This is a genomic window from Spirosoma daeguense (genome assembly GCF_054776875.1).
On the sequence record NZ_BAAHBF010000008.1, the window covers coordinates 125,665 to 139,168 of the forward strand.

8 protein-coding genes are annotated in these 13,504 nt (G+C 46.1%); 2 read left to right on the plus strand and 6 right to left on the minus strand.

Features of this window, described 5'->3' with window-relative positions; genetic code table 11:
- Nucleotides 1–141: 141 nt before the first annotated feature.
- The 4 genes from ACYVD4_RS24510 to ACYVD4_RS24525 form a co-directional block, all read right to left on the minus strand.
- Complete coding sequence (locus ACYVD4_RS24510; RefSeq protein WP_460950220.1) at nucleotides 142–1,161, minus strand: LLM class flavin-dependent oxidoreductase; 1,020 nt, start codon at nucleotides 1,159–1,161, stop codon at nucleotides 142–144.
- A 219-nt stretch (nucleotides 1,162–1,380) separates the two neighbouring features.
- Nucleotides 1,381–2,682, minus strand: coding sequence for a DUF3748 domain-containing protein (locus ACYVD4_RS24515; RefSeq protein ID WP_460950221.1), 1,302 nt, complete (start codon nucleotides 2,680–2,682; stop codon nucleotides 1,381–1,383).
- A gap of 97 nt (nucleotides 2,683–2,779) precedes the next feature.
- On the minus strand, nucleotides 2,780–3,427 hold the full coding sequence (locus tag ACYVD4_RS24520) for a gluconate 2-dehydrogenase subunit 3 family protein (RefSeq protein ID WP_460950222.1): 648 nt from the start codon (nucleotides 3,425–3,427) through the stop codon (nucleotides 2,780–2,782).
- Nucleotides 3,424–5,169 (minus strand): GMC oxidoreductase, encoded by a 1,746-nt coding sequence (locus ACYVD4_RS24525; RefSeq protein WP_460950223.1) that lies wholly within the window; start codon nucleotides 5,167–5,169, stop codon nucleotides 3,424–3,426. The genes ACYVD4_RS24520 and ACYVD4_RS24525 overlap by 4 nt, the downstream gene beginning before the upstream one ends.
- Nucleotides 5,170–6,781: 1,612 nt before the next feature.
- Between ACYVD4_RS24525 and ACYVD4_RS24530 the strand changes: the two genes are divergently transcribed.
- Nucleotides 6,782–9,178, plus strand: a complete 2,397-nt coding sequence (locus tag ACYVD4_RS24530; RefSeq protein WP_460950224.1) for a PQQ-dependent sugar dehydrogenase — start codon at nucleotides 6,782–6,784, stop codon at nucleotides 9,176–9,178.
- Between the two features lie 90 nt (nucleotides 9,179–9,268).
- Here ACYVD4_RS24530 and ACYVD4_RS24535 read toward each other — a convergent pair whose 3' ends face one another.
- Nucleotides 9,269–10,723, minus strand: coding sequence for an MFS transporter (locus ACYVD4_RS24535; protein ID WP_460950226.1), 1,455 nt, complete (start codon nucleotides 10,721–10,723; stop codon nucleotides 9,269–9,271).
- A 146-nt stretch (nucleotides 10,724–10,869) separates the two neighbouring features.
- Here ACYVD4_RS24535 and ACYVD4_RS24540 point away from each other — a divergent pair, with 146 nt between their 5' ends.
- Nucleotides 10,870–11,790, plus strand: a complete 921-nt coding sequence (locus tag ACYVD4_RS24540; protein WP_460950704.1) for a retropepsin-like aspartic protease — start codon at nucleotides 10,870–10,872, stop codon at nucleotides 11,788–11,790.
- A gap of 69 nt (nucleotides 11,791–11,859) precedes the next feature.
- Here the strand turns inward: ACYVD4_RS24540 and ACYVD4_RS24545 are convergent, their stop codons facing one another.
- On the minus strand, nucleotides 11,860–13,425 hold the full coding sequence (locus tag ACYVD4_RS24545) for a M81 family metallopeptidase (protein ID WP_460950228.1): 1,566 nt from the start codon (nucleotides 13,423–13,425) through the stop codon (nucleotides 11,860–11,862).
- Nucleotides 13,426–13,504: the final 79 nt, after the last annotated feature.

Genomic DNA, 13,504 nt, shown 5'->3' on the forward strand with positions numbered 1-13,504 from the left:
GGGTCAGATTTTTATTCTGAAATGCCCCATTTTCAGTGATTTCCTTTCTGGTGGTTTTAGCCGAAACTACGAATTTCAATCGCGTTCAAACCTGCGAGCTTTTCGCCCATAGTCTTTTAGTTATTGACCTAATCTCAATCGTTATTGAGCTTTCAGAAGGGGAATAACCTTCGTGCCAATTAATTCAATGGACTTCATCAATTGTGCATGGGTTAGTCCGGCGTTATCCATCTGAAAGGTAAACCGATCAACTCCACCCAGTGCTTCGCTATGGTGAATCAGTTTTTCAACTACCCGCTCAGGTCCGCCAACTACCAATACACCCGCAGGCGAAATTAAGCCGTCGAATTGCTGTCTTGTTACTGGCGGCCAGCCTCGTTCTCGTCCTAATTTGGTCCATAGCTCAGCGTAACCCGGATAATAGTCGGCAATGGCCTGTTCATTCGTAGCTGCAACGTAGCCAGGCGAATGTAATCCTACTTTTAACTGATCAGGCGAAAAACCGGCAGCAGCTCCTGCTTTGCGATATAAATCGATCAATGGCCGAAAGCGATGCGTTTCCCCGCCAATGACAGCCACCATAAGCGGCAACCCTAACATACCCGCCCGGATAAAGGAATCTGGTGTGCCGCCTACACCCAGCCAAACGGGTAACTTCGCCTGTAATGCTCTTGGGTAAATGGGTTGGTTTACCAGCTTGGGCCGGAATTTGCCTGACCAATTAATAAACTCTTCGTCGCGAATCTTGAGCAATAAGTCCAGCTTTTCCTGAAATAATGCATCATAATCAGAAAGGCTAAACCCAAACAAAGGAAACGCTTCGACCGATGAACCACGGCCAACTACCAGTTCCGCCCGGCCTTTGGATATAAGATCCAGCGTAGCAAAGCTTTGATAAACTCGCACAGGATCTGCCGCACTCAGCACAGTTACTGCACTGGCAAGTCGTATTTGCTTGGTACGTGCTGCCGCTGCCGCCAAAATCACGGCAGTTGCTGAATCCAAAAATTCTTTCTTGTGATGTTCCCCAATTCCAAATACGTTAAGGCCGACTTCATCGGCAAAAGCAATCCTTTCGAGCAATTGCTCCATTGCGTCCACGCTGCTTAACGTATTTGTACCATACATCGCTGATGCGAAGCTATCAATGCCAATTTCCATATTATGCTACCTAAGAGAATGAACAAGTTTATAGTTCTCACCCAAAAGATTGTTAATTGGTTCCCTAACGCCTGATAACATCCCATGTAAATAGAGCATCGTTGGCATTCATAACCGTTGCCGTGTGAAGAAAAATTGACCATCTGGCAATCCGTTACTAGAGGAGCCAGATAGTCATTCTGTCTGAAATAATCACACTGACTAATGAAGCTGAGAGTCTTAAAGCCCCGTTAGCTGAAACAGCTGTATATAACGCCCGGCATCGGTTGATACGTAGCGATTGTAAACAATTCGATCTCCTTTGTTGGACCACACTACGCCATTAATTGGTCGCTGTTCATCGGTCGAACGGGTAGTAAGACGATGGAATTCTCCACTAATCAAATCACTCACGAAAATGCTGTTATCAGCCGCATAAGCAACCTGTTTTCCATCTGGGCTGAAGTTGAATGTTGTTTGGATCGAGAACGGTTGGTGAGTTAGTTGCCGAATTGAACCACCATTGGGCGAAACCCCAAAGAGCTGAATATGACCAGCAGCGTCTTTTGCCAAGAAACCAATTAAGGAACCGTCGGGCAAGCTGCGTAACCAGTGCCGAGGGCCTTCAATTCCGTTTTTCGTGAAGGTAACCCGACGTTGTTTAACACCTGCGGGTGGGTTCGGGCGGGTCGTTGCGGTACCTTCCAGCGGTTTGCCTGGATCGGCCTGGGTCAGGTCTTCGGGCAAATCGACCACAAACACTTCCGTAACGAGTTGATTTTCCTTAGTTCGGACATTTCCCTGAAAGGCTATGGCCCGTTTTTGCCAGTTACCATCGGCTTTACGGTATCCGTTATTGCCGATCCAGGTTTCGTCAAATGCTCGCTCAATCTCGTCACTACCGGCTTTGGGCTGTTCAGTGACCTGAGCAATAATGGTAGCAAACCACTCGCCATCAAAACAGTCCGTATCATTAGCGTCATGTACCTTTACGGAATGGGCTGGCGTTAAAACACCAACGGTCCGAAGGTCTTTTACGGCTGGATTCGTTTGAGAAAGCCGCTCCAGAACTTCGTCATTATAGGTAAAGCTGATTCGCTGTCCATCGCCACTCCACTGATGTGCATGTGTTCCTCCGCGTAAAGCACCCGGTACAAACGGAGCCGTAAGGCATCGACCATCCAAAAAATGGGGCTTCTGAGGCTGATCGACAGCAACCAGCACACCAGTTCGCCGACTCATGGAATATGGGTAGCGGGCATTTGCGTTCCTAAGCCCATGTAAGAATAGAACTTTTTGTTCCTTGGGCGAGAACGTAACAGCACCCGCACCCGGCCCATGTTCGGTCTGGTTGGGAGTTTGATAAAGCAATTGGATTTCTTTCGTGGTCACGTCAACCAGTTCAATGGAACTAGTTTGTCCTAAGCCTGTGTCGACGTTACGTGTATCATAGACAATCCAGCGATCGTCTGGTGAAAAAGCCTGATTATTATTAAGCGTATGACCTTTAGCGTCGAAAGTTAGTTGTGTCTCTATCGGCATTTTCGGTTGTTCTCTAGCCAGCAAAAGCCCTAAAAAAAGGGGCCAACCAGGTATCAATTGTTGAAAAAGAGGCATGCCATTTCTGGGTTATTGCGCATTAGCTCATATCCGCATAGTGAACATCGGAGTCAAAGCTTAGGCCGAACTGATCCAGTACGTCCTTTGGCGGACCGGCCCACTGATGAGGAGTATTTCCCATGTAGCCTAACGTAGCAATACCTGCCTTGCTGGTGAAGTATCCGGCTGCCGTCAGGTTGCGCATGCGCGAAAAGAACGCTACGCCGGGCGAAAATTCAGGCTTGGCTTTGGCTGGGTAGGCGATGTCATCCACTACGGCGATACGTTGCGGGGCAGCGCATTCCATAAAGGGTTTCCCAAAGCGGTTCCGGCATTCGTGGTCCAGCCAGTTCAGTCCTCCGCGTACAGGTGTCTGCATATCGGGCTGATCCTTTAACATAAACTCAATAAACTGCGGTACACCTACTTGGGATGCACTGGGTGAGCGAGCATCGGCGGGCAGAATAATATCGCATAGCAACGTAACGGTAGCCAGCTCATGGGCCGTCAGGAATTTTGCTGTTTGTAAAGCGCTGTCTCTGCGTTGTTCTTCCGGCGACTTACCATTTTTGAATACCGTTACCGCTGGTTTTGGCAATGGAGCTGTTGGGGGAGCCTCAGGCGTAACTGCGGCCGGTAAGCTCAACGTAGTAAGAGGAATTGCTTTTAGAATGTCCCGGCGGTTCATATGGCTTTCTTTTTGATTTGATCGATGATATAATCGGAGGTACGCATGGATGTGGCCAGAATGGTCCATGTCAGATTTTTGTCGCCCTGTGATGGGAACGCCGACGCATCGACGACAAATAGATTTTTCACCTCATGAGCTTGCTGAAATGGGTTGAGCGCCGAGGTTTTTGAATCGTTCCCCATCCGAATTGTTCCGGCTTCGTGAATGATCTTGCCTGGAGCTTCCAATCCGTAGTTTCGATCCGCACCGGGAGCCAGACCAACCCGCTGCCCACCCATCGCGTGAATAATTTCATCGAAGGTCTGCTGCATGTGTTTGGCCTGTTTTATCTCATGCTCCGACCACTTGTAATGAAACCGCAACGTAGGGATACCATATTGATCGACACGATTTGGGTCAATTTCACAATAGTTGCTTTCCAGCGGCACAGGTTCTCCCCGGCCTGCCATCGAAACAAATGCACCATAGTATCGGAGGTAATCATCCTTCAAACCAGTACCATACCCACCAGCTTCTTTCTTTTTACCACTGGCATCGGCAACAAGACCATTATAGTTTTCAATACCACTCATGAAGTTATAATCGGGCATACGCATACCGCCCCCATATTCAATGTGATACCCACGTGGGAAATCCAGCTTTTTGTTATCGAGCCACCAAGGGGTATAAATATGGCAACTTTGAGCCCCATCTTCATTGTATCGTTTGCGGTTCATCAGAGCGGGCACAAAACCCGACATGGAAGCCCCGGTTGAATCGTTTAAGTACTTCCCAACTACGCCCGAACCATTGGCCAGGCCCTGCTGAAATTGGGAAGACTTCGAGTTCAGCAGGAGTCGGGCCGATTGACAGGTGCTGGCAGCTACAACCACAATCTTGCCCTTAACGGTACGTTCCTGTAAACTAGTCTTGTCGACATAAGATACACCTGTACACAAGCCGCTTTGTGGGTCGGTTAATACCTCGCGGGCCATAGCATTATTGATGAGCGTAAGCTTTCCGGTTTTCATAGCCGGAATAACCAGCGCCGACGACGATGAAAAATCGGCCGCAGCTGAGCAGGCCCGGCCACACTGGGCGCAATAAAAACAGGTTCCTCGTTCCTCATTGATGGGTTTGGTTAGTACTGCCAAACGAGAAGGGAATACAGGGACGCCGATGCTACGTGCTGCTTTGGTAATCAGCATTTCGTGCAGGCGAGGTTTCGGGGGCGGTAGAAAATGCCCATCGGGCTCATTCGGCAATCCGACGTTGGTACCAAACACGCCAATGAGTTTATCCACCCGATCATAATAAGGCTTCATTTCCTGGTAGCCAATGGGCCAGTCGGCACCAATTCCTGAAAGACTGTATCGTCGGAAATCATCGGGGCCGAATCGCAGCGAAATACGTCCCCAGTGATTAGTACGTCCTCCAAGCATTTGTGAGCGAAACCAATGGAATTCGGTACCCGATTGCGCGGAATACGGCTCTCCTTCGATTTGCCAGCCCCCCCAGGCCGCATCGAAATCCCCGAATGGGCGAACGGTGTTGGCACCTCGCCGGGGTGATTCGTAAGGCCATTTAAGCTGCGTAATATACTTGGGATCAGCAGGGTCGAAATAGCCTCCTGCTTCCAGAAGACAGACATTGGCGCCAGCTTTGGTGAGTTGGTAGGCAGCCATGCCGCCACCAGCCCCAGAACCTATGATGATTACATCATAAGTCAAAAGTTCTTTACCATTCAAGTTACAAGACATAAATACTAGTGGCCTGACTGGATAAGGCCATGTTAAGAGCAAACTTAGTTTTTATCGTTTTCCAGAACCTCCAAAGCTTACGGATGTAGAGGTTCGGAAATTTAGGACTAATTCGTCAGTTTACTGTATACTACTCATATATGGTTCAATCGTACCTTTCTGTTCCTTAAAAATATCAAATCCACCCACTCCTCACAGCCGTTATTTATCCTACCCGGCTTGTGGTGTATGTAGCAGTTCAGTGGAATGGGAGCCTGCTTCATGTAGGAGACGTAGCGAGAGCCAACGTAGCGGGGATGTAAACCATAGTTATCTAAAACGACTCCACCTTATGCAGTCAGTACGTATCATGGGAATACTAAAATTTTAGATTAGAAATTTTTCGATGAGGTAGTATTTTTTGTATTCGTTGGTAAATCCAAGGTCAAGGTAAGTGACGTATATTGGTTTGGAATACTTTAAAAAAGAGATATTAGAAAGGCTGTATCATGTTGATTCAGCTTTTTTTTTCTTTCTAGGAAATCCAAGTTCCTTCGGCCTACGTATATAAGTCGTTAAGTTATTATTAGGGAGATTTTGAAAGGCTGTACCAGAGGGGGCGCAGTCTTTTTTGTTATATAGCTTTTCTAAATAATGTACCTAATTTTTAGATAGTTATCTGCCCTTGTCAGTCGTGGCCAAAGAGATTGAATAAGTTCTATTATGGTTCTACAGGTTGTGTATATGTTGGCACATGACTGATGCACTCTTATTGGAAAGGTGAGAGCATGGAGGTGATTCGACAGATTTTAATCGAAAAACGGCAAAATAGTGGCCAAACCTGATATAAGTAATCAGTCGCTCTTTAAAAAAAATAGGGTGTTCTCTATTCTCTACTTCACTATTTATATCAAGCCAGTATCATGGCCTGTACATAAAAACTGGTTCCGCCTAATCGATACACATGAGGAAGGAAATGGCTTCCGAATACAATATATCCTTCCGATTCTAGGCTGGTAACAGACGCTATTAGGTGCTTTAAGCAGTGAGCTTCCAGAATGATATACTGGTTTTTCATTATTAATCTATGAGTTCATAAGACAGGAACTCGTGTTCAAAAGTAGTGTGGCTCCGATTGCGCTGTCCTTAGAGAGCCATTAGATTTTCCTTAAAAAACAATTAGAAAACTTGAAAATGGAGAGGAAAGGCTTAGTTGAAAGTTAAGCCATAAACTCAATAAACACGCCAAATACGATGCCAATGCCGTATTTTTGTAAATGTTTCGTAAAATTTTTATGAAGTGTGATGCCACACTAAACCTGCCAGAAGCGTACTTAATTGTAAGTATTTTTTTTGTTATGCCTACCTTTGTGAGCATCCTATATAGGTAGGGCGATAACGAGTGAGACGAATTGATCTTATTCTCAACTAGCTAGGTAAGTGGTGTTCTTGCGGCCAAAATAGCAGAATAGGAATGTTGGTGTGATAGCGATTTTAGGCAAGTTTTTTATATTTATTTAATTCCACTCACAATTTGATACACTTTTCCTGCCAGAGCGTTAAGCTTTTGTTTGGCTTAGCCTGTTTGCAATCAATCATTAAAAGGTACTACTGTTCATGTGTTGTACTATGTATGTTTCTGATCGCTGTCCAATCGGCGTATGCGCAATATGAACTTTACCCGTCAGGGTTTAGTCAGGTATTGGTGGCTGATGGACTTAGCAATCCAACCGCTATGGCTTTTGCGCCTGATGGTCGTATTTTCGTAGCAGAGCAGGATGGTAAGCTGCGTGTGATTAAAAATGGTACGTTATTGCCTACACCTTTTGTGCAGCTAAATGTTGTATCTGCCGGAGAAGCGGGTCTGACAGGAGTAGCAGTAGATCCTAATTTCGAGACGAACAATTATATATACCTATACCATACGGTAAACGATTCTCCCTCATCCTACCGTAATCGTATCAGCCGCTTCATTGCCGATGGAGACGTAGCATTAGCTGGAAGTGAAACAATTATTTTAGATCTTGATCCACTTCCTCACGTTGAGCAACATAATGGAGGTGCCATGCACTTTGGTGTTGATGGTAAGCTATATGTTGGGGTAGGAGAGAGCCATGACCCACCTAAATCGCAGGATCTGGATACGTATTTGGGTAAACTTCTGCGAATCAATCCAGATGGGAGTGTGCCAACTGATAATCCGTTTAAAACGGGCTCCGAACAACGTAAGCGAATCTGGGCGTATGGTTTGAGAAATCCATTTACCTTTTCGATTGACCAAATGACTGGACAGATATTTATTAATGATGTCGGTGAGGGTAGTTGGGAGGAAATCAACGAGGCCGCTGTAGGTGGCATTAACTTTGGCTGGCCGTATGCAGAAGGGTATAGTAATGATCCGGAATATGAAAACCCAGTATTTGCCTATCCACACACAGAGTCTAGATGCGCCATTACAGGAGGCTTGATTTTCAAACCAAATACTACGTCTTACCCGGCTGAATTGGCTGGCAAATATTTTTACCAGGATTTTTGCACCAGTGCAATTAATACGCTGAGCCTAACAGATTCTATAATCACACCCACGTTGTTTGCTGCAAATTTGCCAGGAATGCCTGTTGGGTTAACTGTTGGTGCAGACGGTAATCTCTATTTCCTTAGCAGAACCGGAGCACTCTATAAAATTATATATACAACAGAAACAGCACCTGCAATCACACGTAACCCTATAAATGTTACGGTGCCAGAAGGGCGAAGAGCACAATTTTTCGTTTCTGTATCGGGCGCAACTCCGTTTACGTTTCAATGGCGAAAAAATGGTGTCGATATTAGCGGGGCGACATCCTATAGTTATACCATTCCTGTGACTGCACGGGCTGATTCGGGCCGATATAGTGTGTTCGTTACAAATGGCGCCGGGAGTGTTTTAAGTGACTCGGCAACATTAACACTCACTACTGCCGATTTTTTGCCAGTAGCTACCATCGACTTACCGCTTAATCATACTGTATATCGTGCAGGTGATGTAATTACCTTCTCCGGTTCAGCCACAGATGCCGAAGATGGAATACTGCCCGACAGTGTTTTTGTATGGAGAGTGGAACTACACCATGATACCCATTTTCATGATAGTCCACCTATCGCCATTGGAACGAAAAATGGCCAGTACACAATTCCTAATCATGGAGAAACGTCTGCCAATGTTTTTTATCGAATTATACTAACTGTTCATGATTCGGGTGGAGGGACTAGCTCAACCTATGTTGATGTAATTCCCAACGTAGTCAATCTCTCTTTTGCAACTGTTCCGGCTAACCAACCACTATTTCTGGATGGACAACCGATTACTACCCCCTATTCCCGCTCCTTTGTGTCTGGTATGAAAGTAGGGCTTACGGCGCCAGCAACACGAACAATTAACAACATCGTCTATTATTTTGATCATTGGTCGATTCCGCTTGATTCGGCCAGCCGGATGACGATTCCCAACAGCAATGCTACGTTTACCGCTTTCTATGTACCAGGCCCATGTATTGTGCCTGTACCTGTATCGACTACAGCTATTTCAGCTACGGCCGCTACAGCGAACTGGTTTGCGGCAACAACACCGGATACAACACAATACCAGCTTCGATGGCGATTAGAAGGTGCATCGACCTGGACTATTATCAATAGCTTAACCGCCACAAACGGGCATGGTAGTTATCAATTGATTGGTCTAACGAATCTTGCCCGTTACGAATGGCAGGTAAGAAGTATCTGCTCACGTACTGATAGTTCTGCGTTCTCAAATTCTGCTTTTTTTCAAGCAGCAACTCCTTGTGTTTCACAATATACAATCAAGAGTGGTTCGTGGGCTAACCCAGATACGTGGTCTTGTAATCGAATACCCGTTAGTGGAGATGTTGTTCGGATAAATCACGCTGTGACAGTACCCGTAAATTATAATGCATACGCCAGAAAGCTTATCTATGATACGTCGGTACCTATTCTATGGGAAAATGGTGCACGGTTATTAATCAGCCCATAAATAGAGCTCGCAGAAATGAACGTAGTAAAACCTGAAAAGCCGGATAAAATCCGGCTTTTTCAATATTCTTTAGTGGGATTTTCGGTCAAATCATTGATTTGTATTGATGTCTGCCACAGTAGGAGAAGTCATAACAGAAGGTTTCCCACGTGTAAACGATAAGAAAGCACCTAATAGAATTAATGCCGTCATTGCCAGGTAAGCGTAGTGCATACCAAGGAGTTGAGCTTCAGTCGTTTCTGGTACTACGTTATGCGTCATTGCATACTGATTTCGTGTGCTGTGCCAGACCGTAGCCGCCAGCGCAATGCCAATCACAAAACCCAGATTTCGCATAAAGGCAATCATGCTGCTGGCAATTCCTCTTTGCAACAAGGGGGCCGAATTTAAAGCACTACTACTGTTAGGCGATTGAAAAAGACCAAATCCCAAACTGACCAGCGAACTGCGCCAGATAACATCTTTCCAGTCCCAACTTGCATCGAGAAACGAAAACGCAAAATAGCCACAGGCCGTAATCAATAACCCAATTGTAGATACCAAGCGCGTAGGTACGCGGCTGGAAAGGTAGCCACCCAATGGCGCAACAATGCTTAGGGTTAGCGGCCCCGCCAGCAATATCAACCCGGCTTGCTCAGGATTCAGACCCAATAACTGCTGGAGAAAAAAAGGAATGACAAACAGATTACCGCCCGATGCCACAAAGCCACAAAAAGCTGCGAGAATAGCTGACGTAAAGGGCCAGATCCGGAATAAACTCAGACGTAGCATAGGCTCGCTGACACGCATTTCCCAAAGCAGAAAAACGACTAGCAACGTAGCACCAACGACCAGCAATCCTAACACCAGACTACTACCCCAGCCGTAGTGTGGTTCTGACCCGAAATCCAGTCCTGTCAGCAACGTAACAACACCGACCAGAAATAAACCAGCGCCTACCAGATCGAATCGTTGGCCACTTACTTTAGGGCTTTCGGGGAGGATAGTCCAGGCTCGCCAGATTGCTAGTAAGCCAATCGGTACGTTCACCCAGAAAATACTTGTCCAGCCGAACTCACCCAGTAATAAACCACCAATAACTGGTCCGGCACTTGAGCCAGCCGCCACTACAGAACCCATAAATCCCATTGCCTGTCCACGTTCGTTTGGTGCGAACGCATCGCCGATAATTGCCGGGCCAATTGCGAAAATCATAGCGGCACCCAGCCCCTGCAACACCCGAAACCCCACAAGCGACCATAAATTCCAGGCCAGCCCGCACAGAAATGAGCCAAATACAAACACGCAAAAACCAGTGATATAGAGTTGCCGCCGACCGATCCAATCCGAAAGTTTGCCCATGATCAGCAACGTACTGGTTGTTGTCAGCAGATAGCACAGTACAACCCATTCAACGCCATCTCCTGCGTTTAACTCCCGACGAATAGTGGGTAAGGCAATGTTTACGATACTGCTGTCGAGCGTCGACATGAACGTACCAAACATGACTGTACCCAGAATAATCCATTTATTAGGCAACGATGTAGCAGAAACTGAAGCAGGCACGGATGAATCGGTTTATTCTGAAAGCTAACCGCCGTAAGTTAGTAGTTGTTCAGAATAAGCGGTACAGTCGGTAATTCATGAAATGATTACCTTTTGAGGGTGCTACGTACGTTAACGATTCAGAAATGATAAACAATTAACTAATGATGCTGATACGTGAACTTTACCTACTGCTACTGCTAACATTTGGCAGTCATTTAGCATTTAGTCAGGATAAAAATCAACCGCTTGCAGGAAATTATAGTATTCCTTTTCGGCTAACAAATTTCAATAATATCTCAGTACAAACAGTTCTTAATCAACGAGATACTGTCCGTTTGATGTTTCATACGGCGGCCAATGCTGTTACGTTGACCGAAGAAGCTGTCAAACAACTTAAGACGATAAATTTCGCGGGTGCCGATAGCGTAAAAAGCTGGGGAGGTGGCGGTAATACGTCGAGATATAGTAAAAGTAATACGATTCAACTCGGCGAGTTGCACTGGCATGACGTACCGATTTGGGAAAATAAAAACTCAGGACTGGAAACAGACGGAAAATTCGGAATTGACCTCTTTGCCCATAAAATCATTGAATTAGACTTCGACAAGAAACAAATACGATTGCATTCAGGTCTGCCCGAAAACGTTGGTACGTATGAAAAGCTGAAATTGATTATTGAGAACGAGATGCTCTTTGTCGAAGCGGGTTGTGAATTGGGCGGACGTATTATCAAGAATAAATTTCTGCTCCACTCTGGGTATTCCGGCGCGGTTTTATTCGACGATACGTTCGTGAAAGACAATAAAATCGATGAGACGTTGACGGTTATCAGCGAGAAAGAATTGAAAGATTCGTTTGGTAACGTACTGAAAACAAAACGGGCTATTCTACCCAGTTTTCGCGTCGGTAATGAGACATTAACAAGCGTTCCGGTCGGCTTTTTCTCTGGTTCTATCGGTCGGCAGAAAATGAGCATTATCGGTGGCGATCTATTGAAACGATTCAACATCATCATCGACGTAGCAGGGCAATACATTTACCTGAAACCTAACGGATTAAGAGATACGAATTATTTCAGTAGCTAATCAGCCGGCATTGTTTACCGACTGACTAATTAGCTGCTCATAAGTACCTTCCGACAACTACAAGGAACACTACTTTGTTGCACCGGAAACGGGCACGAGCTTAGCCGACAAATCGGGTGTTTTCATATCGGCATCGAACGGGAACATGGGGCGCTGAATGCGGTTGTACTTAAGCCGGAACAAATCCTGATCAACACCGCCGGGCGTCAGCGCCATAATCCAGTCTTTCTGCATTTCATATAATTCGGGCTGTAAATAGCCAATTTTGACAACCACAATATCGGCTTTGCGAGGATTGAGCCCTAGCCGGACAAAATCCTTTTCTTCGTGGTAGGGTTTCCGTTTTTTGGTAACAATAACGTGAACGCTGCCTATTTTTACTACGGCTTCTACTTCGGCATCTTTGTCGCCGTAGTGTATCGCTTCAACAGTTCCGTCGAGGGCGACAGGTCCGGCAAAACGTGAATCGACAATGGCTCCAGCTTTACCCGTTACGTGTCCGCCGACACCCGCCGAAATTACTTTTTTGATGAATTCAGGGTCTGGAATCGACGCATAGAGCAGGGTAGGGCCATCCGGTTTTTTAAAGGCGGGGTTCTTTAGAATCTGCGTAATCGTCCACGTTACGTCGCCAGCACCACCGGCTGTCGGGTTGTCGCCGGTATCGCTGATGTAAAACGGACGTATTGAACTCGAAATAGCTTTTGTCAGGCTTTCGTCCAACGTACCGGTTGGGGCTACAAACCCAAACTTCGACCGTACATTCCAGAAGTTTTGTGCCAGTTTTTCAGCCGATTGCGTCACCTTGGTTTTATCGTCGCCTACCACCATTACAGCCGCGTGGTTACGTGGTTCATCGGCCCAGGCATAACCAATCCAGATGCCTCCATCGACCACCCCTTCCTGTTTATCGGAGAGTGGTGTTACGTCCTGATAAAGACTTTTGCCGGGTTCGATACGTGTGCTTGTCTTTTCGCCGGGGAGCAGAATCGGTACGGTAATCAGGGCTTTGTAAGCGGGTTTTCCTTTGCCACTTTTGATACGTTCCAGAAGATTAACGACGGCCCGTTCTTTGGTTTGCATAGCGTCTTCGTGCGGAGCCATACGGTAGCAAGTCATTAAATCGGTGTTTTGCGCCAGCCGCCACGATACGTTGCCGTGCAAATCCATCGACGTAGAAATGAGCGTTTTATAGCCGATAACCTTACGGATTCGCGTGATTAAATCGCCTTCGGGATCATCAAGCCCTTTTACGCTCATGGCGCCGTGAATATCGAAATACAAACCATCGTAAGGCATGTATTTTTTTAGCGAATCCAGCATTTTACCAACCAGCGATTCGTAGGCTTCACGCGTAACGGCCCCACCCGGTAATGATTTCCCAACAACGGCTGGTAGCCAAAGAGCCTGTTTACGTAGTGGCGAAACGGGCATCATAAACGAATACGCATTGAAAACTTCACCGCTGTAACGGGCATGAAAGGCTTCTTCGTGCGTAACGGCCGGAGAGAACGTACTGGATTCGATACCTAACCCAGCGATGGCGATACGTGGTAAACTATTGTTTGTTGATTGAGCGATTCCCTCGCTGATGAGTAAAAAAGAGGCTGCAACGCCTAAAAGCAATTGTTTCATGCCCACAAGTTAATGGATAGCTAATAAAATTTTGCTAGCCAACCGTTTGGCCGATTCTGAAACGTTTAAAGTCATTTAG

Bases quoted from the DNA above. Each gene is read 5' to 3' on its own strand.
- ACYVD4_RS24510 (WP_460950220.1), bottom strand. From the start codon at position 1,161: ATGGAAATTGGCATTGATAGCTTCGCATCAGCGATGTATGGTACAAAT.
- ACYVD4_RS24515 (WP_460950221.1), bottom strand. From the start codon at position 2,682: ATGCCGATAGAGACACAACTAACTTTCGACGCTAAAGGTCATACGCTT.
- ACYVD4_RS24520 (WP_460950222.1), bottom strand. From the start codon at position 3,427: ATGAACCGCCGGGACATTCTAAAAGCAATTCCTCTTACTACGTTGAGC.
- ACYVD4_RS24525 (WP_460950223.1), bottom strand. From the start codon at position 5,169: ATGTCTTGTAACTTGAATGGTAAAGAACTTTTGACTTATGATGTAATC.
- ACYVD4_RS24530 (WP_460950224.1), top strand. From the start codon at position 6,782: ATGTTTCTGATCGCTGTCCAATCGGCGTATGCGCAATATGAACTTTAC.
- ACYVD4_RS24540 (WP_460950704.1), top strand. From the start codon at position 10,870: ATGCTGATACGTGAACTTTACCTACTGCTACTGCTAACATTTGGCAGT.
- ACYVD4_RS24545 (WP_460950228.1), bottom strand. From the start codon at position 13,425: ATGAAACAATTGCTTTTAGGCGTTGCAGCCTCTTTTTTACTCATCAGC.